This window comes from Micrococcus sp. NPDC078436, assembly GCF_040702705.1.
In the GTDB taxonomy this organism is placed as follows: Bacteria; Actinomycetota; Actinomycetes; order Actinomycetales; family Micrococcaceae; genus Micrococcus.
The window spans coordinates 127,711-149,337 of sequence record NZ_JBFBLX010000001.1 but is presented as its reverse complement, the minus strand read 5'-3'; the positions used below and the strand labels follow the sequence as shown (position 1 = coordinate 149,337).

General features: G+C 73.6%; 16 protein-coding genes and 2 riboswitches. Of the genes, 6 read left to right on the top strand and 10 right to left on the bottom strand.

Annotation, left to right across the window (positions count from 1 at the left end; all coding sequences use genetic code 11):
* Nucleotide 1: 1 nt before the first annotated feature.
* A riboswitch (TPP riboswitch) is annotated at nucleotides 2-106 on the bottom strand.
* A gap of 46 nt (nucleotides 107-152) precedes the next feature.
* Entirely contained in the window at nucleotides 153-866 is a 714-nt protein-coding gene (locus tag AB0302_RS00685; RefSeq protein ID WP_366370227.1) for a thiamine phosphate synthase, read from the top strand.
* Nucleotides 867-1,053: 187 nt separating this feature from the next.
* Here AB0302_RS00685 and thiD read toward each other — a convergent pair whose 3' ends face one another.
* Nucleotides 1,054-1,917, bottom strand: a complete 864-nt coding sequence (thiD, locus tag AB0302_RS00680; RefSeq protein ID WP_298712954.1) for a bifunctional hydroxymethylpyrimidine kinase/phosphomethylpyrimidine kinase — start codon at nucleotides 1,915-1,917, stop codon at nucleotides 1,054-1,056.
* Between the two features lie 73 nt (nucleotides 1,918-1,990).
* Nucleotides 1,991-2,102: riboswitch (TPP riboswitch) on the top strand.
* Between thiD and thiC the strand changes: the two genes are divergently transcribed.
* The 3 genes from thiC (at nucleotide 2,101) to AB0302_RS00665 (ending at nucleotide 6,335) form a co-directional block, all read left to right on the top strand.
* On the top strand, nucleotides 2,101-3,957 hold the full coding sequence (gene thiC / locus AB0302_RS00675; RefSeq protein ID WP_366370226.1) for a phosphomethylpyrimidine synthase ThiC: 1,857 nt from the start codon (nucleotides 2,101-2,103) through the stop codon (nucleotides 3,955-3,957). (Overlaps the previous riboswitch by 2 nt.)
* A gap of 174 nt (nucleotides 3,958-4,131) precedes the next feature.
* Nucleotides 4,132-4,842: a DNA-3-methyladenine glycosylase I gene (locus tag AB0302_RS00670; protein WP_366370225.1), complete on the top strand. Its 711-nt coding sequence runs from the start codon at nucleotides 4,132-4,134 to the stop codon at nucleotides 4,840-4,842.
* Nucleotides 4,843-4,916: 74 nt separating this feature from the next.
* Complete coding sequence (locus AB0302_RS00665) at nucleotides 4,917-6,335, top strand: NAD-dependent succinate-semialdehyde dehydrogenase (protein ID WP_366370224.1); 1,419 nt, start codon at nucleotides 4,917-4,919, stop codon at nucleotides 6,333-6,335.
* A gap of 119 nt (nucleotides 6,336-6,454) precedes the next feature.
* On the opposite strand, the gene putP is transcribed toward AB0302_RS00665, so the two are convergent.
* Nucleotides 6,455-8,083: a sodium/proline symporter PutP gene (gene putP / locus AB0302_RS00660; protein WP_319075376.1), complete on the bottom strand. Its 1,629-nt coding sequence runs from the start codon at nucleotides 8,081-8,083 to the stop codon at nucleotides 6,455-6,457.
* A gap of 161 nt (nucleotides 8,084-8,244) precedes the next feature.
* Between putP and hrpA the strand changes: the two genes are divergently transcribed.
* The gene (hrpA, locus tag AB0302_RS00655; RefSeq protein WP_366370223.1) at nucleotides 8,245-12,444 is read left to right on the top strand and encodes an ATP-dependent RNA helicase HrpA; all 4,200 of its coding nucleotides are present in this window, start codon (nucleotides 8,245-8,247) and stop codon (nucleotides 12,442-12,444) included.
* A gap of 22 nt (nucleotides 12,445-12,466) precedes the next feature.
* On the opposite strand, the gene AB0302_RS00650 is transcribed toward hrpA, so the two are convergent.
* Nucleotides 12,467-12,895 carry an HIT family protein gene (locus AB0302_RS00650; protein WP_248115187.1) on the bottom strand — a complete coding sequence of 143 codons (429 nt, stop codon included), beginning with the start codon at nucleotides 12,893-12,895 and terminating at the stop codon, nucleotides 12,467-12,469.
* Between the two features lie 58 nt (nucleotides 12,896-12,953).
* On the bottom strand, nucleotides 12,954-13,919 hold the full coding sequence (locus AB0302_RS00645) for a sulfurtransferase (protein ID WP_366370222.1): 966 nt from the start codon (nucleotides 13,917-13,919) through the stop codon (nucleotides 12,954-12,956).
* Nucleotides 13,920-14,111: 192 nt separating this feature from the next.
* On the opposite strand from AB0302_RS00645, the gene AB0302_RS00640 reads away from it, so the two are divergent.
* Complete coding sequence (locus AB0302_RS00640; protein ID WP_298712918.1) at nucleotides 14,112-14,540, top strand: transcriptional repressor; 429 nt, start codon at nucleotides 14,112-14,114, stop codon at nucleotides 14,538-14,540.
* Nucleotides 14,541-14,552: 12 nt separating this feature from the next.
* On the opposite strand, the gene AB0302_RS00635 is transcribed toward AB0302_RS00640, so the two are convergent.
* From AB0302_RS00635 to AB0302_RS00610, 6 genes are all read right to left on the bottom strand, one after another.
* A complete protein-coding gene (locus AB0302_RS00635; protein WP_298712915.1) occupies nucleotides 14,553-15,329 on the bottom strand; it encodes an ABC transporter ATP-binding protein in 777 nt (258 codons plus the stop codon).
* Nucleotides 15,326-16,216, bottom strand: a complete 891-nt coding sequence (locus tag AB0302_RS00630; protein ID WP_366370221.1) for a metal ABC transporter permease — start codon at nucleotides 16,214-16,216, stop codon at nucleotides 15,326-15,328. The genes AB0302_RS00635 and AB0302_RS00630 overlap by 4 nt, the downstream gene beginning before the upstream one ends.
* A gap of 65 nt (nucleotides 16,217-16,281) precedes the next feature.
* On the bottom strand, nucleotides 16,282-17,280 hold the full coding sequence (locus AB0302_RS00625; RefSeq protein WP_366370220.1) for a metal ABC transporter substrate-binding protein: 999 nt from the start codon (nucleotides 17,278-17,280) through the stop codon (nucleotides 16,282-16,284).
* 105 nt (nucleotides 17,281-17,385) lie between these two features.
* Entirely contained in the window at nucleotides 17,386-18,444 is a 1,059-nt protein-coding gene (locus tag AB0302_RS00620) for a hemolysin family protein (protein ID WP_248115193.1), read from the bottom strand.
* On the bottom strand, nucleotides 18,441-19,760 hold the full coding sequence (locus AB0302_RS00615; protein ID WP_366370219.1) for a hemolysin family protein: 1,320 nt from the start codon (nucleotides 19,758-19,760) through the stop codon (nucleotides 18,441-18,443). The genes AB0302_RS00620 and AB0302_RS00615 overlap by 4 nt, the downstream gene beginning before the upstream one ends.
* A gap of 194 nt (nucleotides 19,761-19,954) precedes the next feature.
* Nucleotides 19,955-21,439: a GuaB1 family IMP dehydrogenase-related protein gene (locus AB0302_RS00610; protein WP_319074780.1), complete on the bottom strand. Its 1,485-nt coding sequence runs from the start codon at nucleotides 21,437-21,439 to the stop codon at nucleotides 19,955-19,957.
* Between the last annotated feature and the right edge of the window lie 188 nt (nucleotides 21,440-21,627).

Here is a 21,627-nt window from a genome sequence, read left to right as displayed (position 1 = left end):
CTCCTCCTCACGGCGGCATGATCCGCATCGAGTCTGATGGTCGGCGCGCCCCGCGCGTGCGCGGACTGCGTCCCTCTCAGCCCGCTGTGGCGCGGGCTCCCATGGATGCCGCCCAGCATACGCCCGGTGGGCGGACGTGGCAGGGTGGGCGCATGCCGCACCGCCCCGCCGCCCTCGCCACACGCGCCGAGCGCGCCCGCCGCCTCGCGGGCGCCCGCCTGTACGTCTGCACGGACCTCTCCCGCCACGTCCGCGACGACGGCGCCCTCGACGCCGGCGCGTTCGCCGCCTTCGCGGCCGCGTGCTTCCGCGGCGGCGTGGACGCCCTGCAGGTGCGAGACAAGCAGGTCGAGGTGGGCGTCGAGCTCGAGGCCCTGGCGATCGTGGTGGAGCTGGCGCGCGAGCACGGGGCGCTTTCCGCCGCGAACGACCGGGCCGACGTCGCACTCCTGGCCGGCGTGGACGTGTTCCACGCGGGCCAGGACGACCTGACGAGCACGCAGGCGAGGCGCGTGCTCGGCCCCGAGGTGCTGCTCGGGCGGTCCTGCCGCACCGAGGAGCAGGTGCGCGGGGCCGCGGCCGATCCGGAGCTGGACTACTTCTGCACCGGGCCGGTGTGGGAGACGCCGACCAAGCCCGGCCGGGCCGCCGTGGGGCTCGCTCTGCCGCGGTTCGCGGCGGAGATCACCGCCCCCGGCGGCGAGGCGGCGGGACGTGTGTTCTTCGCGATCGGCGGGATCGACGAGGACCGTGTGCCCGCGGTGCTGGGCACGGGCGCCGAGCGGATCGTGGTGGTGCGGGCCGTGACCGGCGCCGACGATCCGGAGGCGGCGACGCGGAGTCTGCGTGCGGCGGTCACGGGCTGACGCTGCCGCGCCCGGGTGGGAGCGGCGCGGCAGCGCCGCGTGGACGACCCCCGCCCTCGCCACGGGGTCATCGACCGTGACCATGACGCGGTCGTGCTCCTGCGTCTCGTCGAGGGGGACCTCCAGGAGCGGCCTCGTCGAACTCCCTGGGTCTGCCCATGGTTCGAGGGGAGCCATTCCAGAACGATCAGTCCCGATCGCCCGCCCCCCGGTCCCGATGGCTGTGGTCGAGCGGGCCGTGCCAGCGGTCGGTGCGCCGGCCGACGTCGAGCCGCTCCCCCGCCGCGATGGCCTCCGCGAGCCACGGCTTGGCCGTGCGCAGGGCGTCCTCCCAGGCCGTCCCGCCCGCGGCGAGCACCGCGAGCGCCGAGGAGAGCGTGCAGCCCGTTCCATGCGTCGACCGGGAGGAGACGCGCGCGCCGCGCACCTCGGTGACCCGGCCTTCGGGGCCGATCACGGCGTCCGGGACCCCTTCCGCGAGGTCCGCGGCATGCCGGAGGTGGCCGCCCTTCAGGACGACCGTCACACCGTGCTCCGCGGCGAGGCCGCGGGCCAGCTCCAGGGCGTCCGCCCACCGCGCGGGGACGTCCGCGCCGGTCAACGCCGCGAGTTCGGGCAGGTTGGGCGTGACGACGTCCACCGCTGCGAGCAGCGGCGCCCACCCGGCGGGCACGGCGGCGTCGGAGAGCGCGTCCCCCGAGCTCGCCACCATCACGGGATCCAGCACGACGCGCGGGGGCCGGACCCGCTCGAGCCAGTCGCGGACGGCATCCCGGAGCTCGGGCGAGCCGAGCATGCCGATCTTCACGGCGTCGAGCCCGATGTCCGCGGCGACCGAGTCCAGCTGGGCGCGGACGACGTCGACGGGCAGCGGATGCACCGCCTGCACGCCCTGCGTGTTCTGCGCCGTGACGGCCGTGATCGCGGTGAGCCCGTAGCCGCCCCACGCCGCGATGGTCTTGAGGTCGGCCTGGATGCCGGCGCCGCCGCCGGAGTCGGAGCCGGCGATGGACAGGACGCGGGGCACGGACCGGCAGTCGGGGGCGCTCATGCGGCCCAGGGTGCCACGTCCGGCGCCCCCGCCGTGCGGTTCGACACACGCGGCCCGGATGGTCTAGCGTCCGTGGCATCCCCACGGGGGCCCCTGGCATGGGGCTGAGATCGGACTGACGCCGTCCGACCACCGTCTGAACCTGTCCGGGTCATGCCGGCGAAGGAAGAAGGAGACACGGCCATGGCCGTTTCCGAGCGCACCGCTCCGCCCACCGCCCCTGCCCCCGCCGAGGCCGCCGCGTCCGAGTCCGCCGAGGCCGGCGCCGCCGTCGTCGCGGAGGAGAACTACCCCACGCACCGCCTGGGCTTCCTCGAGGACCCCGAGCACGGCATCCGCGTGCCGGTGACCCGCGTGCACCAGGACGACTCCCCCGCCGGCACCCCGAACGAGCCGCTCACCGTGTACCGCACCATGGGCCCGGGCGCCGACCCCACCCGCGGCCTTCCGCCCCTGCGCGCGGAGTGGATCCGCACGCGCGGCGACGTCGAGGAGTACGCGGGCCGCGAGCGCGACCTGCTCGACGACGGCCGCTCGGCCGTGCGCCGCGGCGCCTCCACCCAGGAGTGGCAGGGAGAGACGCGCGCACCCCTGCGCTCGGTCGAGGGCCGGCGCGTGACCCAGATGCACTACGCCCGCCGCGGGGAGATCACCCCGGAGATGCGCTACGTCGCCCTGCGCGAGGGCGTGGACGTGGAGCTGGTGCGCTCCGAGGTCGCGGCCGGCCGCGCCATCATCCCGACGAACGTGAACCACCCCGAGTCGGAGCCGATGATCATCGGCAAGGCGTTCGCCGTGAAGGTCAACGCGAACATCGGCAACTCGGCGGTGACGTCGTCGATCGCCGAGGAAGTCTCGAAGCTGCAGTGGGCCACCCGCTGGGGCGCGGACACCGTGATGGACCTGTCCACGGGCGACGACATCCACACCACCCGCGAGTGGATCCTGCGCAACTCCCCGGTGCCGATCGGCACCGTGCCGATCTACCAGGCCCTCGAGAAGGTCGGCGGCGACCACCAGGCCCTGACCTGGGAGATCTTCCGCGACACCGTGATCGAGCAGTGCGAGCAGGGCGTGGACTACATGACCGTGCACGCCGGCGTGCTGCTGCGCCACGTGCCGCTGTCCGCGGACCGCGTCACCGGCATCGTCTCCCGCGGCGGCTCGATCATGGCCGGCTGGTGCCTGGGCCACCACAAGGAGAACTTCCTCTACGAGCACTACGACGAGCTCTGCGAGATCTTCGCGCGCTACGACGTCGCGTTCTCCCTGGGCGACGGCCTGCGGCCGGGTTCCGTGGCGGACGCCAACGACGCCGCCCAGTTCGCCGAGCTCGACACGCTGGCCGAGCTGACGGAGCGGGCGTGGGCGTACGACGTCCAGGTCATGGTGGAGGGCCCCGGCCACATCCCGCTGCACCTGGTGCGGGAGAACGTGGAGCGCCAGCAGGAGCTGTGCAAGGGGGCCCCGTTCTACACGCTCGGCCCCCTCGTCACGGACATCGCCCCGGCGTACGACCACATCACCTCGGCCATCGGCGCCACGGAGATCGCCCGCTACGGCACGGCGATGCTCTGCTACGTCACGCCCAAGGAGCACCTGGGCCTGCCGAACCGCGACGACGTGAAGACGGGCGTGATCACCTACAAGATCGCGGCGCACGCCGCCGACGTCGCCAAGGGACACCCGGGCGCCCGCGACCGCGACGACGCGCTGTCCAAGGCCCGCTTCGAGTTCCGCTGGCGCGATCAGTTCGGCCTGGGCCTAGATCCGCAGCTCGCCGAGGAGTACCACGACGAGACGCTGCCCGCCGAGCCGGCCAAGACCGCGCACTTCTGCTCGATGTGCGGGCCGAAGTTCTGCTCGATGCGCATCAGCCAGGACATCCGCTCCGAGTTCGGCACGGCCTCGGACCAGGCGCGGATCGCGGAGGCGGGCATGGCGGCGAAGTCGCAGGAGTTCCTGTCCCAGGGCGGCTCCGTGTACCTGCCCCAGCCGACCGTGCGCTCGGGCGGGGAGCCGGTGCCCGCGGCGGAGTGAGTGCCGGCGCGGGGGCGGCCCGGCCGTCCTGACCGCCCTGGCGGCGTGCGCGAGAGCACCGCCTGGTCCACGTGCTGCGCCGCCGCTCCTGCACCGGCGCCCGCACCGGGGAGCGCGTCCACCGGCGGCCTCCCCGGCTGACGACCCGTGCCATCGCTCCCCTAGCCTGGCCGCATGGACACCGACACCACGCACGGGACCCGGACTCCCCCCGGCGCCGAGTCCCCCGCCCTGGTCATCGGCGACGGCGGCCGGGCCCGTCCCGCCTGGGCCGCCGCCGACCCCCTGCTGCGCGCCTACTACGACGAGGAGTGGGGCGTCCCCGTCACGGACGAGGCGGGCGTGTTCGAGCGGCTCGTCCTCGAGGCGTTCCAGGCGGGCCTGAGCTGGCGGACGGTCCTGGCGAAGCGGCCCCGCTTCCGCGAGGCCTTCGTCGGCTTCGACCCGGACGCGGTCGCGGCCTTCCGCGAGGGCGACGTCGCGCGGCTCATGTCGGACGCCGGCATCATCCGCAACCGGGCGAAGATCCTCGCGGCCGTCGCCACGGCGCGGGCCGTCGTCGACATGCGGGCGGACGAGTTCACGCCCCTGCACGCCGCCTCGCCGGGGGCCGGCCCCGGATGGCAGGGCGAGGGCGACCGTCCCGTGCGGGGCGTCGCCGGGCTGGTCTGGTCCCATCAGCCCGCCGAGTCCCCGCGCCCGGAGACGCCGGCGGACATCCCGTCCACCTCGGACGAGTCCCGCGCCCTGGCGAAGGAGCTCAAGCGGCGCGGTGCGCGGTTCGTCGGTCCGACGACATGCTTCGCCCTGATGGAGGCGGTCGGCGTGGTGGACACCCACCTGCTCGGCTCCTGGCGAAGGGGCGCGTCCGGCGTCTGGGGCTGAGCGGAGGAGAGGAGGCAGGATGGCAGGAGAACCCGACGTCGCGGTGCGGCGCCGGCCTCGATGAAGGAGTCAGCATGACCGCGTCCCAGACCGCCTCCACCACGTATCGCACGATCAACCCGGCCACCGGGGAGCTCGTCCAGGAGTTCGAGCCCGCCACGGACCAGCAGGTCGCCGAGGCCCTCGACGCGAGCCAGGCCGCCTACGAGTCCTGGTCCGCGAAGACCGTGGCCGAGCGCGCGGCCGTGGTGAAGCGCATCGCCGAGCTGCTCGCCGAGCGTGCGAAGGACATCGCGACGCTCATCACCACGGAGATGGGCAAAGCCCTCGGCGGGGCCGTGGGAGAGGTCCGCTACAGCGCCCAGATCTTCGCCTACTACGCGGACGGCGCGGAGGAGATGCTCGCGGACGAGCCCGTCAAGGACTTCTCCGGTCAGGAGGCGTTCATCCAGAAGCTGCCGCTCGGCCCCCTGCTGGGGATCATGCCTTGGAACTTCCCCGTGTACCAGGTGGCCCGCTTCGCCGCACCGAACCTGGTCCTCGGCAACACCATCCTGCTCAAGCACGCCGAGATCAACCCCCAGACCGCTCAGCTCCTCGAGGACCTGTTCCGGGAGGCCGGACTGCCGGAGGGCGTGTACCAGAACCTCTTCGCCACCCACGATCAGGTCTCCACGATCATCGCGGACCCGCGGGTGCAGGGCGTGTCCCTCACCGGCTCGGAGCGCGCCGGCGCGGCGGTGGGCGAACAGGCCGGCCGCCACCTCAAGAAGTGCGTGCTGGAGCTCGGCGGCTCCGATCCGTACATCGTGCTCTCCACGCCGGATGTCCGCGCCGCCGCGCGTGACGCCCTGCGGACCCGCCTGGGCAACTGGGGCCAGGCCTGCAACTCCAACAAGCGCATGATCGTGATGGACGACATCTACGAGGAGTTCGTCGCCGAGCTCGTGGCCGAGGCCCGCAAGCTCGTCCCGGGCGACCCCGCGTCGCGTGACGCGGGCATCTACGGCCCCCTGTCCTCCGAGTCCGCGGCGGACGGCCTCGCGGAGCAGGTCGCGGCGGCCCGCGCGGGCGGTGCCACCGTGCACGTGGGCGGCGAGCGCGTGGCGGGTCCGTCCGGCGGCGGCTTCTACGTCTCCCCGGCCGTCATCACGGATGTGGAGAAGGACAACCGCGTGTTCCGCGAGGAGCTCTTCGGCCCTGCGGCCGTCGTCTACAAGGTGTCCTCCGCCGAGGAGGCGGTCGCCCTGGCCAACGACTCGCAGTACGGCCTGGGCGGCGCCGTGTTCTCCACCGACCTCGAGGAGGCGAAGGGCGTGGCCGATCGCCTCGCCGTGGGCATGGCGAACGTGAACCAGTACGCCCCGGCCGGCCCGAACCTGCCGTTCGGCGGCGTCAAGCGCTCGGGCTTCGGCCGGGAGCTCGGCCCGCACGCCGTGGACGAGTTCGCCAACAAGCGCCTCTACACGGTGCAGGGTCCGCTTCAGGGCTGACCCTCACCGGCCGGGAAGATCCTCATGCCCGCAGGCTCTCGAACGCGCCGAGGGCGGGGCACCGGCCATGCACACGGCATGGCGGGCGCCCCGCCCTCGGCGGAACGGTCAGCGAGAGGTCAGGCGGTCGGCGCGGCGGTGGAGCCGGCCGGGCCGCTGTTCGCCACGGCCGGACCGGAGCCGGTGACCGGCTCGCGGCCCTGCACGATGTCGATCGCGCCGGTGAACTCACGCTCGATGTGCGCCTGGACGTGGCGCGAGCGCTGGGTGAACAGCGAGACGAGGACGCCCGCGATCAGCGCGGCGACGAAGCCGGGCAGGAGCTCGTAGAGGCCGAACCAGCTCCACGTGTCCGCGGAGGCCTCGGACCAGGACCACGCCACGGCGGCGCCGACGACCATGGCGGCCATCGCGCCCCACGAGGTGAACTTCTCCCAGTACAGGGCGAGCAGGATCACGGGGCCGAACGCGGCGCCGAAGCCGGCCCACGCGAAGGACACGAGGTCGAGCACGGAGGAGTCCGGGTTCAGCGCGAGCAGGCCGGCGATCAGGGCGATCACGAGCACACCGAGGCGGCCCATCCACAGCAGCGTCTTCGGGGAGGCGGTGCGCCCGCCCACCTTGAACAGGTCCTCCACGAGAGCGGAGGAGCACACCACGAGCTGCGAGGACAGGGTGGACATGACGGCGGCGAGCACGGCCGCCAGCACGAGGCCCGCGATGAACGGGTGGAACATGATGGAGGAGAGCACGAGGAACACGGTCTCCGGGTCGGCGAGCGTGGTGCCCGGGTTGGCCTGGAAGTACGCGATGCCCACGAGCGCGGTGAGGACGGCGCCGAACACGGAGAGCGTCATCCACGTGATGCCCACGCGCCGGGCGACGGTCGCATCCTGGGCGGTGCGCAGCGCCATGAAGCGCACGATGATGTGCGGCTGGCCGAAGTAGCCGAGGCCCCACGCGAGCGAGGAGAGGACGCCGATCAGTGTCGCGTTGGCGAACAGCGAGAAGTGGTCCACGGGGTCACCGGCCGCCGCCGAGGCGGCATCGGCGGCACGCAGGCCCTCCACGACGGCGTCCCAGCCGCCCATGGAGATGATCACGACGATCGGCACGATCACCAGCGCGAGGAACATGAGGATGCCCTGGGCCACGTCGGTCAGGGATGCGCCCAGGAAGCCGCCGAAGAGGGTGTACAGCACGGTGATGCCGGCCACCACGATCATGCCGGTGAGGTAGTTGATGCTGATGCCCTCGGCGTAGAGCGAGTCCGGCCCGAAGGTCGACTCGATGAACTTGCCGCCGGCCACCATGCCGGAGGACACGTAGAACGTGAAGAAGACGAGGATGATGAGGCCGGCCACGATGCGCAGGATGTGCGTGCGGTCCTTGAAGCGGTTCTCCAGGAAGGAGGGGATCGTCACGGAGTTTCCGGAGACTTCGGTGTAGGAGCGCAGGCGCGGGGCCACGACCTTCCAGTTCACCCAGGCGCCGACGACGAGGCCGACGGCCATCCAGCCCTCGACGAGGCCGGCGGCATAGATGGCGCCGGGCAGGCCCATGAGCAGCCAGCCGGACATGTCCGAGGCGCCGGCGGAGAGAGCGGCCACCGAGGGCTTCATGTTTCGCCCGGCCAGGAGGTAATCGTCCAGGTCGGAGTTCTGTTTCGAGGCGTACAGGCCGATCGCCACCATGGCGGCGAAGTACAAGCCGATTGCCAATAACAAATAGATCGTGTTCATGTCCATTATTCCAGAGTTCCACAGATCGTCCCTGAACCCCAGCCGAAAGTCCGTGTGACAGAATGCCCGGCTCACGGCGATGACGAGGCCCACACCCGCGGGGACGTCATCCCTCCGCGGCGAACACCCCGCGCGGCGCCGACCGGCCTCCGTAGACTGGTCCGGCCATGACCGACTCCTCACGCCCCGGGACCCCCGACGCCGCCCCCACCGCGCCCGTCGACGCCCCCGGCAGCACCCCCACCTCCCCCGCCCCGCGCGAGCTCTCCTTCCCCGAGCACCTGCCGGTGGCGGAGCGCCGCGAGGAGATCATGGCGGCCATCCGCGACCACCAGGTGGTGATCGTCGCGGGCGAGACCGGCTCCGGCAAGACGACCCAGCTGCCCAAGATGTGCCTGGCCCTGGGCCTCGGGGACGCCGGGACGATCGGCCACACCCAGCCCCGCCGCCTCGCCGCCCGCTCGGTGGCCGAGCGCATCGCCGAGGAGATCGGCGAGCCGATCGGCCAGACGGTCGGCTACCAGGTGCGCTTCACGGCGCAGACCTCCAAGCAGACCCGGGTCAAGGTCATGACGGACGGCATCCTGCTGGCCGAGATCCCCCACGATCCGCTCCTGAAGCGCTATTCGGTGATCATCATCGATGAGGCGCACGAGCGCAGCCTCAACATCGACTTCCTCCTGGGCTACCTCCGGCAGCTGCTGCCGCAGCGCCCGGACCTGAAGGTGATCATCACCTCGGCCACGATCGACCCCGAGTCGTTCGCGCGTCACTTCGGCCGACCCGCCACGGACGCCGAGCGCGCCGAGCGCGTGGCGGACGGGGTGCCGGAGGAGCAGGCCGACGTCGTCCCCGCCCCGGTCATCGAGGTCTCGGGCCGCACGTTCCCGGTCGAGATCCGCTACCGGCCGCTCACCGACGAGCCCTCCCCCGACGATCCCGACGACGACGCCGACGACGCCGCGGAGACGCGTGACCCCCTCGACGCGATCGGCGATGCCGTCCTTGAGCTGGCCGCGGAGCCGACCGGGGACATCCTCGTGTTCCTGCCCGGCGAGCGGGAGATCCGCGACGCCGCGGACCACCTGGCCGGCGTCGTCGCAGGCTCGAAGCGCCTCGCCGGGACAGAGATCCTGCCCCTGTTCGGCCGCCTCTCGATGGCCGAGCAGCACCGCGTGTTCGGCCGCGCGGCGTCCGGGGTGCGCCGGCGGATCGTGCTGGCCACCAACGTCGCCGAGACCTCGCTGACGGTGCCGGGCATCAAGTACGTGATCGACACGGGCACGGCCCGCATCTCCCGCTACTCGAACCGCACGAAGGTGCAGCGTCTGCCGATCGAGCGCGTGTCCCAGGCGAGCGCCAACCAGCGCTCGGGGCGCTCGGGCCGCACGAGCGACGGCATCGCGATCCGCCTGTACTCGCAGGAGGACTTCCTCTCCCGCCCCGAGTTCACCGACCCGGAGATCCTGCGCACCTCGCTGGCCTCCGTCATCCTCCAGATGATGTCCCTCGGCGTCGCGCGGACGCCCGCGGACGTGAAGGACTTCCCCTTCCTCCAGCCCCCGGACGGCCGCCAGGTCACCGACGGCGCCACCGCACTCACCGAACTCGGCGCGCTCGCCGCCAAGGCGGGGACCATCACGCCGATCGGGCGCCGGCTGGCCCGCCTGCCCGTGGACCCGCGCCTGGGCCGCATGATCCTGGAGTCGGGCGAGCGCGGCTGCGTGCGGGAGGTCATGGTGATTGCCGCCGCGCTCACCATCCAGGACCCCCGGGAGCGCCCCACCGAGCAGCGCGAGGCGGCGGACGAGATGCACCGCCGGTTCGCGGACGAGAACTCGGACTTCTCCGCGATCCTCCGTCTGTGGGCCTACCTGCGAGAGCAGCAGAAGGAGCTCTCCGGCTCGCAGTTCCGCAAGATGTGCCGCCGCGAGCACCTGAACTGGCTGCGCGTGCACGAGTGGCAGGACCTCGTCCAGCAGCTGCGCCAGATCGCCAAGGACGTGGGCGTCACGGTCCAGGCCGGTCCCGTGGACCCGGTGGGCCAGCACGAGGCCGTGCACAAGTCGCTGCTGACGGGCCTGCTCTCGCAGATCGGCTCCTACGACGAGCGCCGCCGCGAGTACGCGGGCGCGCGGGGCACCCGGTTCGCCGTGTTCCCCGGCTCCGCGCTGTTCAAGAAGCGCCACCCGTTCATCATGGCGGCCGAGCTCGTGGAGACCTCCCGCCTGTGGGCCCGCTCCGTCGCCCGGATCGAGCCGGAGTGGGCCGAGGAGGTGGCGGGCGACCTGGTGAAGCGCACGTACAACGAGCCGCACTGGTCGCGCCGCGCCGGCTCCGTCGTCGCGCAGGAGAAGGTCACGCTCTTCGGCGTCACCCTCGTGCCGGACCGCTCCGTGCGCTTCGGTCGCATCGACCCGGGGCTCTCCCGCGAGCTCTTCATCCGCCACGCCCTCGTGGAGGGCGACTGGCGCACACGCCACCACTTCTTCGCCCGCAACCGCCGCGCCCTCGAGGAGGTCGAGGCCCTCGAGACGCGCCTGCGCCGCCGCGACCTGCGCGTGGGCGACGAGGACCTCTTCGCCTTCTACGACGCGCGGGTCCCCGCGAACGTCGTCTCCGAGCGCCACTTCGACGCATGGTGGAAGAAGGCGCGCCAGGAGCAGCCGGACCTGCTGGACCTCGACGTGGACGCCCTCCTCACGCAGGACGCCGCGGACCTCGACACGGACGCGTTCCCCACGACCTTCCGCTATCCGCTGCTCGGCGGCGACGTGGACCTCGACCTCGAGTACACGTTCGACCCCACGGGCGCCTCCGGCACGGACGGCGTCACGGTGGCCGTCCCGGTCCTCCTCCTGAACCAGGTGGCCCCGAGCCCGTTCGCGTGGCTCGTGCCCGGTCTGCGCGTGGAGCTCGTCACGGCGCTCATCAAGGCCCTCCCCAAGGCCGTGCGCAGGAACCTCGTGCCCGCCCCGGACGTGGCCCGGCAGCTCGTGGCCGACCTCGCAGAGCACGCGGACCCGCTCACGGACGACCTGCCCGCGGCGCTCTCGGCCGCCGTGCGCCGGGTCCGCGGGATCGTGGTGGAGCCGGAGGTCTGGGCGCCCGACGCGGTGCCCCCGCACCTGCGGATGGACTACCGCGTGGTGGACGCCCGCGGCGCCGTCATGGGCGCCGGCCAGGACCTCCCCGCCCTCCAGTCTCGCCTCTCCCAGGCGAACCGCTCGGCCATCGCGGCCCGCCTGGCCGGCACGGACGACTCCGCGAACGCGCGCCCGGGACCCCGCCAGGACGGCCGGGGCTCGGATCGTGGGGGCGCCGACGGTCGCGACGGCGGCCGGGGACGCCGCGGGCAGGGGAAGGACCGTCAGGGTGCCGAGTCCTCCACCCAGGCGGCGGGTCACGGGGACGGTGGGCCGTCGTCGACCGCGCCCGACGCCGGCCGTGCCGCCCCCGCGTTCGCGGAGCGGCATGGACTGACCACGTGGAGCGTGGGCACCGTGCCCCGCAAGATCACCACGGAGGCGGGCGGCCGCGGCCCCGCGATCACGGGCTACCCCGCACTCGTCCCCGAGACGACGCCGGAGGGCCGCCCCGCGGCGGGGCTCACCGTGGCCCGCTCGGCCGAGGACCAGGCCGCGTGGCACCGCGCCGGCGTGATCCGGCTCCTGCTGGCCGCCCTTCCCAGCCCGCAGCGCTACGTGCTGGACCACCTCGACAACCGGGAGAAGCTCGCGTTCACGCAGAACCCGCACGGCTCGGTGGACTCGCTCGTGGCGGACTGCACGCAGGCCGCTGTGGACCGGCTCGTCGGCCCGGAGCTCCCGTTCGGCGAGGCCGAGTTCCGGGCGCTGTTCGACCGGGTCCGCGCCGACCTCATCGACACCGTGTTCGCGGTCACGAAGCTCGTGGAGCAGGTGCTCTCCCGCGCCGCGGAGGTGCGCCGCCGGCTCAAGGGCTCCGTCTCCCTCGCGACGGCGCCGGCGAAGTCGGACGTCAAGGCCCACCTCGAGCAGCTCGTGTTCCCCGGCTTCGCGGCCACCACGGGGTGGGAGCAGCTGCAGCACCTGCCCCGCTACGTGCAGGGCATGCTGACGCGCCTGGACCGCCTCGACGCCGGCGGGCACCTGCAGCGCGACGGCCAGGCCATGGCGGTGGTCCAGCGCCTCGAGGACGACTTCGACGCCGCCGTGGCCGCGCACCGCGCCCGCTTCGCCGGCACTCCCGTGCCGGCGGAGCTCGAGCGCGTGCGCTGGCTCATCGAGGAGCTGCGCGTCTCCTTCTTCGCCCAGGAGCTGGGCACGGCCGTGTCCGTCTCGGAGAAGCGGGTGCGCCAGGCACTGGCCGCCGCCGCCCGGGCCTGAGGCCCGGACGGCACCGGCGGCGTCAGTCCTGCGGGACGGCGGCGGTGTGGCCGGCCGAGCGCAGTCCGTCGCGGATGCGCCGCGCGGCCTCCTCGAGGTCCTTCGGCTCGGGCGAGTTGTCCACGCGGGCCATGTCGTAGTCGTCCATGGAGTTGGACGGCCACACGTGCACGTGCAGGTGCGGGATCTCGTAGCCGGCCACCATCAGGCCGGCGCGCTGCGCACCGAACGCATCCACCTGCGCGCGGCCGATCCGCTGTGCGACCTGCATGAGGTGGGCGAGGAGCCCGGGATCGGCGTCGACCCACTGGTCCACCTCCTCGCGGGGCACCACGAGCGTGTGCCCCTGGGCCAGGGGGCCCGCCGAGAGGAAGGCGACGCACTGCTCGTCCTGCCAGACGAAGCGGGCGGGGAGCTCTCCGGCGATGATGCGGGTGAAGACGCTGGTCATGGGGTGTCCTTCCGGATCTGCGGGGTGGGCGGGCGCACGGCCCGCCGAGGGTCCGCCCTCAGTGTCCGTCAGGAGAGGCCCCCACGGCCACCGGCCGGGCCAGATCGTGGACCCATGAGGACCAGGAGCCGGGGAAGAGCGCCGCCCCGGGATGGCCCGCCACGGTCATCGCGAGGACCTGATGGGCGGCCGTGACGCCGGATCCGCAGTAGACGGCCACCCGGACGTCGTCCCGCACCCCGGCCGCCGCGAAGCGCGCCGCGAGCTGCTCGGGCGGCAGGAGGCGACCGTCGGGGCGGAGGTTCTGCGCGGTCGGCAGACTGTGGGCGCCGGGGATGTGGCCGGCCATCGGATCGAGGGGCTCGACCTCTCCGCGATACCGTTCGGCGGCGCGGGCGTCGAGGAGCAGGCCGCGCTCGGCGATCTCCTCGGCGCCGGCGGCGTCCACCACGGGCATGCGGCCCCACTGGATGGTCGCCGAGCCCGGCGTGGGGATCACCTCGCCCGACTGCAGCGGCAGTCCGGCCTCTCGCCACGCATCCAGCCCGCCGTCGAGCAGCAGCACGTGGGGCAGCCCCCCGTGGCGCAGCAGCCACCAGGCGCGCGCGGCGGCGAGGCCGCCGATGTCGTCGTACACGACCACGGTGTCGCCGTCGTCGATCCCCCACATGCGCACCGTCTCCGCGAAGTCCGCCGGATCCGGCAGCGGGTGACGGCCCTCCAGGGTCCCGGGCGGGCCGGCGAGCCGGCTCGGCAGGGCCACGTAGACGGCGCCGGGCAGGTGGCCGTGGAGATAGCCCTCATGGTCGGTCGCACCGCTGCCGAGCTCGTAGCGGATGTCGAGGAGCACGAGGCGCCGCGGTGCGGGGGCGTCGGCCTGCACGTAGGCGGGGACGGCCGGGACGGGCTCCGCCTCCATCGCGGGCGCCAGTCGGAGCCAGCCGGCCAGCACGTCCACCGTGACGACGGACGCCGCGGAGGCGGGGCGGATCGGGGCCGGGGCGTCGGAGGGAAGGGTGTGCACCCGCACACCATACGTGACGGTCCGTAACGCTCACCGCGCGGCGGACGCCCCGCGACGCGCCCCGTGTGCCCGGGGCACCACGCCGGATCCGGCCCCGCTGATAGCCTGGGACGAGTGCCCAGGAGCCGGTCATCGGCTCCGCGAAGCCCCCCGGGACCGTTCGGATCCGGCCGCGGAAGGAGGACCGTCAGCGTGACCAGCACCGCTCCCGACCCCCGCGCCGGACGCGTGCGCGCCACCCGCCAGAAGGCGGCTGTGGACCGTGCCCTGGACGAGCTCGAGGACTTCGTCAGTGCCCAGGAGCTCCACGCCCACCTCAAGGACGCCGGCGAGCGCGTCTCCCTCGCCACCGTGTACCGCACGCTGCAGCAGCAGCTCGAGGACGGCACCGTGGACGTCCTCCGGCGCGAGGACGGCGAGTCCGTGTACCGCCGGTGCGCCGCGCAGGGCCATCACCACCACCTCGTGTGCCGCTCGTGCGGGGCCACCGTGGAGCTCACGGCCCCGCCCGTCGAGCGGTGGGCGGCCGCCGTCGCCGCCGTGCACGGGTTCACGGCCACGGACCACACCGTGGAGATCACCGGCCTCTGCGCCGCGTGCACGGCGGCCGCGGCGGGCTGAGCCCCTGGGCGCCTAGCGGTGCTCAGGCCCCCCGGCGGGGTCGTCCAGATGCCCGAACACGGGCCGGTGGAGCGCGCCGCGCCCGTAGACCCGCTCGAGGTTCTCCTCCGTGAGCACGTGGGCGGGCACGCCCGAGGCGACCACGCGTCCGCCCATGAGGACCACATGGTCCGCCGCGGCCGCCTCGTCGAGGTCGTGGGTCGTGAACACCACGGAGACCCCCTCGTGCGGCTGCTCGTGGATCAGGTCGTCGATCGTGCGGGCCGAGACCAGGTCGAGGCCGGTGACCGGCTCGTCCAGCATGAGCACGTCATGCTCCTGGGCCAGACCCTGTGCGACGTACACGCGCTGCCGCTGGCCGCCGGAGAGCTGGTCGAGGTGCCGCGCCGCCAGGTCCGTGACCCGCATGCGCTCCATCGCCGCGTCCACCGCGGCCCGGTCGGCGGCCCTCAGGCGTCCGAACCAGCCGAGGGACGGGTACCGGCCCATGGTGACCACGTCCCGCACCGTGAGCGGGACGCCCTGCGGGAACTGGAGGGACTGCATCACGAAGGCGGTGCGGCGGGCCCGCTCGGCGGCGGGCTCGCCGAGCACGTGCACGGTGCCCGCCGCGGGCTCGAGCACTCCCGCGAGCGCCGCCAGGAGGGTGGACTTGCCGGAGCCGTTGGGCCCGATCACAGCCACCACGCACCCGGCGGGAACCGTGAAGGAGGAGGCCTCCACGGCCTGGTGCTCGCCGTGGCGCAGCTCGAGGCCTGCGGCCTCGGCGAGGATCCGGGGGTCGTTCACGAGGTCACGCTCCGGCGGGTCGGGAGGCCGTCACGCGTGCGGCGGGCCGCGGCGCGGAGGCGGCGCCCCCGGGCGGCCTGCACCGCGGCGCGCACGGCCAGGACGAGGAAGAACAGGACGATCGGCACGAGCGCCATGGTGGCGGATCCGGCCGTGCCCCAGTGGAAGCTCAGGATCAGGCCGAGGGTGACGGAGAGGGCGCCGATCAGCATGGAGGCGGCCATCATCCACGGCACGGTGCGCGTGATCAGCGCGGCGGTGGCGGGCGGGCCCACGAGCAGGCCGAACACGAGCACGGTGCCCACGGCCTGGAACGAGCCGATCACGGCGGCCCCGATCATCACGAGCAGGAGCGCGTGCGTGAGCCGGGGGCGCATGCCGAGGGCGCGCGCCTTGGCCTCCGAGAAGCTCAGGGCCAGCAGCGGACGGTACAGCACCAGGCCCAGCACCACGACGGCGGCCGCGATCGCGCCCTGCACCCGCAGCCCCTCCGGCGAGACGCCGAGGGCGTCGCCGAAGAGGATGGCGGTGAGGGAGCCCGTGTAGGAGTCCGAGAGCGAGATGATCACGACGCCGAGGGCCATCATCCCCACGAACAGCAGGCCGATGGCCGTGTCCTCGTTGAGGGTGGTGGCCCGGTGGACGAGCGAGATGCCGGCCATCATGACGGCGGCGGCCACGGCGGCGCCCACGTGCAGGTTCCCGCCCAGCACCACGGCGAGCGCGATGCCCGGCAGGACGCCGTGCACGAACGCGTCCCCGAAGAAGCTCATGCCGCGCAGCACGAGCCAGGTGCCCACCACGGAGCACGTGAGTGCGGCGATGAGCCCGCCGAGCAGGGCGCGCTGCTGGAATCCCAGCAGGAAGGGGTCGGTCAGCCAGTCCACGGGGGTGTCGGTCCTCAGGGTCGGTGTCGGTGGGGCCACGGGCGGTGCCCGCGGCGGGGGACGGGTCAGCCGGCGAGGGCGTCGGCGAGCGTCCGCGCGTTGTGGAGCATGGCGTCGGCATAGTCGGACTCGGCGGAGTCCGCGGGCCCGACGCCGGACTCGTACAGCTCCACGACCGGCAGGTCCCCCGCCTCCCGGGAGACCGCGTCCACGAGGCCCGTGCCCGCTGCCACGGAGGTGAGGATCGCATCCGCGCCGGACTCGCGCACCTGGGAGGCCAGGGCCGCGAGCTCCTGGGAGGAGGGCTCCGCGTCCGTCGATCCGCCCGGGATCACGACGCCGGCCACCTCGAACCCGTACGCCGCTCCGAAGTAGCCGTAGGCGTCGTGGTCGGTGACGAGCGTGCGCCGCTCCGCGGGGACGGCCGCCAGGATCTCGCGCACCTGCCGGTCGGTGTCCTCAAGCTCCCCCTGCACGCGGCGCCCGCACTCGGCGTAGCCGTCGTCGCCGGTGTGCTCGGCCAGGGCGTCGCCCATCACCGACGCGGCCGTGGCCATGCGCGCCACGTCCATCCAGACGTGCGGGTCCTGCGAGCCGTGGGCGTGGCCCTCGTGGGCGTGCTCCTCGGCACTCTCCCCCGCGTGCTCGGCCTCACCGGCGCCGAAGGGCAGGGGGTCCAGCCGAGGTGCCACCTCCACGACGTCGGCGCCGTCCCGCTTCGCATTCTCGAGCGCGGACCCCATGCCGCCCTCGAGGCCGAGGCCGTTGGAGAACACGAGTCCGGCGCGGACCATCTGGGCCACCTGCTCGGAGGACGGGGACACGTCGTGCGGATCGTCGCCCGGGCCCATGATCGTCCCGGACTCCGCGTCGCGGCACGCCGTGACGTCCGCGAGGACCGATCCGAGCTGGGTGGTGGTGGCCACGGCGACGGGCTTCCCCTCCCCCGGGTCGGCGGCCGGGCGGCCGGCCCCCTCGCCGGCCTCGGAGCCGCACGCGCTCAGCCCGAGGGCGAGCACGAGGAGGGGTGCGGCGAGAGTGCGGGCACGGCGGGGAGCGGTCACGGGCGAGGGGTCCTTCCGGGGGGGGCGGCGGCGCCCGACGGGGCGTCTTGTTGCTAACGATTCTCATGTTAGCAGGTCCCGGCGCCCCGCCGCCCGGGGCCCCGCTCAGGCCAGCCGCATCCGCCGTGGGGTTTGCGTGACGTCGTGGATCTCACCCACGAGCTCCTCGAGGACGTCCTCCAGGAACAGCACGCCCACGGTGGTGCCCTCCGTGGTGATCACGCGCGCCAGGTGGGAGCCGGTGCGCTGCATGAGCGCGAGCGCGTCCTCCACCTCGTCGTCGGCGCGCACGTTGGCCAGGGAGCGGATGCGCGTGAGCGGCACGGGACGCTCGTAGGCGTCGGGGGCCACCATGAGCACGTCCTTGAGGTGCAGGTAGCCGGTGTACCCGCCGTCGGGGTCCTCCACCACGAAGCGGGAGAAGCCCACCCGTCCCACGGCCCACTCGAAGGCCTGCGGGGTGACGTCCTCCGGCACCGTGACCACGCGCTCCAGCGGGACCATGACGTCGCCGGCCGTGTAGGAGGAGAACTCCAGGGCGGAGTGCAGCACGCCGGACTCGTCCTCGAGGGTGCCCGAGCGCGTGGACTCGGCCACGATCGACTGGACCTCCTCGAGCGTGAAGGAGGAGGCCACCTCGTCCTTCGGCTCGATCCCGAACGCCCGCAGCACGAGGTTCGCGGCCCAGTTCAGGGACACGATGATGGGGTGGAGCAGGCGGCTGAGCCACACGAGCGGCTGGGCCAGGAGCATGACGGCGCGATCGGCGAACGACACCGCCGCGTTCTTGGGGATCATCTCGCCGAACGTCACGTGGAGGAACGTGACCACCAGGAGGGCGACGACGAACGCGGCGATGTCCGCGACGCCCGCGGGCACGCCGACGGCCTCCATCGGCACCACGAGCAGGTGGTGCAGGGCCGGCTCCGAGACGTTGAGGATCAGGAGCGAGCACACGGTGATGCCGAGCTGGCACACGGCCAGCATCGCCGAGACGTGCTCCATGGCGTACAGGGCGGTCGTGGCCGGCCGGGAGCCTGCCTCGGCGCGCGGCTCGATCTGGGAGCGGCGAGCGCCCATGACGGCGAACTCGCCCGCCACGAAGAAGGCGTTGGCGACCAGCAGGACCACCAGCCAGAGCAGTCCGATCACGTCCTCGCTCATGCGCGGGCCTCCGTCCTGTCCGCGGGCACCGGGTCGAAGCGCACGCGCTCCACCCGCCGTCCGTCCATGCGCTCCACCGAGAGCGATCCGCCGTCGACGGCCACGACGTCGCCCACCCGGGCGATGCGGCCGAGGCGGGCCATCACGAAGCCGCCGATGGTCTCGTAGGCGCCGTCCTCGGGGACGGACAGCGCGGTGATCTGCGCCTGCGCCTCGTCCGGGCGCAGATCGGCCGGGAAGTACCAGCGTCCGGAGGCGGTCTGCAGGACGCCGGGGGTGATCCGGTCGTGCTCGTCGGCGACCTCGCCCACGATCTCCTCCACCACGTCCTCGAGGGTGACGACGCCGGCGGTGCCGCCGTACTCGTCCACCACCACGGCCATCTGCAGGTTGGCCTCGCGCAGCTCCGCGAGCAGCTGGTCCAGGTGGACGGTCTCGGGGACGCGGATGATGTCCGACATGAGGGAGCCGGCCGTGAGGTCGGCGCGGCGCTCCCGGGGGACGGCCGCGACCCTCTTCACGTGCACGACGCCGCGGATGTCGTCCGAGGACTCGCCGATCACGGGGAAGCGGGAGAAGCCGCTCTGCCGGGCGAGCTCCACGACGTGGGAGAGCCCCTCGTCCTCGCCCACGGTCTCCACGCGGATGCGCGGGGTCATCACGTCGGCCGCCGTGCGGTCCGCGAAGCGCAGGGTGCGGTCCAGGAACGTGGCCGTCTGCTGGTCGAGCGTGCCGAGCTGGGCCGAGCGCCGCACGAGCGAGGAGAGCTCCTCAGGGCTGCGGGCGCCGGAGATCTCCTCCTTCGCCTCGATCCCGAAGCGCCCGAGGACGCGGTTGGAGAAGCCGTTGAGGACCGCGATCGCGGGCCGGAAGACGGCCGTGAACACGAGCATGGGCCGCGCGAGCCGACGCCCGATGGGGAGGGGCTGGGAGATCGCCATGTTCTTGGGCACCAGCTCGCCGATCAGCATGGAGAGCAGCGTGGCCGTCACCATGGCGACGACGAGCGAGACGGTGCCCGCGATCGCCTCGGGCACGCCCGCCCCGATCAGGAGCGGGTCCACGAGGCGCCCGATCGCCGGGTCCATGACGTAGCCCGTCAGGAGCGTGGTGAGCGTGATGCCCAGCTGGCACGCGGAGAGCTGGGTGGACAGGGACTTCAGGCAGCGCAGGAGCGGCTCGGCGCCGCGGTCGCCCTGGTCCACCATCCGCTGCACGGTGGGCACGTCGATCGCGATGAGCGAGAACTCGACGGCCACGAAGAATCCGGTGCCCAGGACGAGCAGGATGCCGGCGATCAGCAGGATCCACTCCACGGGGCCTCACCCCCTCCCCGAGGAGTCGGGGTGGGCGTCGAACGGGCGACGCCGGGACTGGAAGGCTCCGATCCGGCCCCGTCCGCGAGCGCGGACGGGCAGGCTGGCACAGCAGTGTCAGGGTGATCCATAGTGCGACCAGTATAGGGGCGGGGCCGCGGGCGGAGAGCCCCCTTCGGGCGTGCCGCGCCGCCTCACCACGAGGCGGCCACGGGCCGGCCCTCGTCGTAGCCGGCGGCGGACTGCAGCCCCAGGACGGCCCGCTCGCGGAACTCCGCCAGGTCCCGCGCACCCGCGTACGTGAGGGCGGAGCGGACGCCGGCGGTGATGGTGTCCAGCAGGTCCTCCACGGAGGGGCGGCGGGGGTCCACGTCCATGCGCGAGGAGGAGATGCCCTCCTCGAACATGCCCTTGCGGGCCTTGGTGAAGGGGTCCTCGTGGCGCGTGCGGTGCTCGACGGCCCGGGCCGAGGCCATGCCGAAGCTCTCCTTGTGGCGGCGGCCGTCGGCGTCGTGCACGAGGTCCCCCGGGGACTCGAGCGTGCCCGCGAACCACGAGCCGATCATCACCGAGCTCGCCCCGGCCGCGAGGGCGAGGGCCACGTCACGCGGGTGCTTCACCCCGCCGTCGGCCCACACGCGGGCACCGGCCTCGCGGGCGGCGGCCGCGCACTCCAGCACGGCGGACAGCTGCGGGCGGCCGACGGCGGTCTGCATGCGCGTGGTGCACATGGCGCCCGGGCCCACCCCCACCTTCACGATGTCGGCGCCGGCGGCCACGAGGTCGTGCACGCCCTCGGCGGTCACCACGTTGCCGGCGACCACCGGCACCCCGGGGTCGAGCGAGCGCACCGCGGCGAGGGCGTCGAGCATCGTCTCCTGGTGGCCGTGCGCGGTGTCCACCACGAGCACGTCCACGCCGGCCTCGAGGAGGGCGGAGGCCTTCTCCCCCACGGCGCCGTTGATGCCGAGGGCCGCGCCCACGCGCAGCCGTCCGCCGGCGTCGCGGCTGGGCATGAAGAGGGAGGAGCGCAGCAGGCCCGCGCGGGTGACCACGCCGCGCAGGCGCGGGGCCCCACCGCCGGTCCCGGACTCGACGACGGGCGCCACGTCGAGGTGGGCGGCGTGCAGGCGCTCGAAGGCCGCGCGCAGCACGTCCGCGCCGGGGTGGGCGCCGGCGTCCCCGCCCAGCTCGTCCGCGGTCAGCGTGAGCGCGGCCGGGTGCATCACGGAGGACGCCGAGGCGAAGCGGTCCACGTCGTCGCAGTCCCGCGGACGGACCAGGCCGAGGAGGCCGCCGTCGGCGTCCACCACCGCGACGACGCCGTGGTTGCGCCGGTCCATGAGGTGCAGCAGGTCCAGGACGGTGTCGTGCGGGCGCACCGTCAGCGCGGTGTCCACCACGGGGTGGGCGGACTTCACGCGGGCGACCGTCTCGGCGATCACGTCGGCGGGGACGTCCTGGGGCAGGATCCCGAGGCCGCCGCGGCGGGCCATCGTCTCCACCATGCGCCGGCCGGTGACGGCGGTCATGTTGGCCGAGACGAGCGGGATGGAGCCGCCCGTCGCGTCGTCCGGGGCGATGTCCACGTCCATGCGGCTCGCGACGTCGGAGCGGGAGGGGACGAGGAACACGTCGTTGTAGGTGAGGTCGACGCTCGGCGGGGTGAGGAAGCGCATGTGGCCAGTCTCCCAGACCGGGACGCGGCCCCTGCCGGACGCTCCGCCCTCGCCCCCGACGGGGCCCGAGCACCTATGATGTTCGGAGGCGCCCGCCAGCGGCAGCACGGGCGCACCGCTCGCGACCGGACCGCTCCCCTGGGCGGTCCCCGTCGGACCATCGCATCACAAGGCTCAGGAAGAGGCGT

Coding starts and splice junctions, on each gene's coding strand:
- thiC (WP_366370226.1), top strand. CDS start 2,101: ATGGCCGTTTCCGAGCGCACCGCTCCGCCCACCGCCCCTGCCCCCGCC.
- AB0302_RS00650 (WP_248115187.1), bottom strand. CDS start 12,895: ATGACCAGCGTCTTCACCCGCATCATCGCCGGAGAGCTCCCCGCCCGC.
- AB0302_RS00670 (WP_366370225.1), top strand. CDS start 4,132: ATGGACACCGACACCACGCACGGGACCCGGACTCCCCCCGGCGCCGAG.
- AB0302_RS00685 (WP_366370227.1), top strand. CDS start 153: ATGCCGCACCGCCCCGCCGCCCTCGCCACACGCGCCGAGCGCGCCCGC.
- AB0302_RS00620 (WP_248115193.1), bottom strand. CDS start 18,444: ATGAGCGAGGACGTGATCGGACTGCTCTGGCTGGTGGTCCTGCTGGTC.
- putP (WP_319075376.1), bottom strand. CDS start 8,083: ATGGACATGAACACGATCTATTTGTTATTGGCAATCGGCTTGTACTTC.
- hrpA (WP_366370223.1), top strand. CDS start 8,245: ATGACCGACTCCTCACGCCCCGGGACCCCCGACGCCGCCCCCACCGCG.
- AB0302_RS00610 (WP_319074780.1), bottom strand. CDS start 21,439: ATGCGCTTCCTCACCCCGCCGAGCGTCGACCTCACCTACAACGACGTG.
- AB0302_RS00665 (WP_366370224.1), top strand. CDS start 4,917: ATGACCGCGTCCCAGACCGCCTCCACCACGTATCGCACGATCAACCCG.
- thiD (WP_298712954.1), bottom strand. CDS start 1,917: ATGAGCGCCCCCGACTGCCGGTCCGTGCCCCGCGTCCTGTCCATCGCC.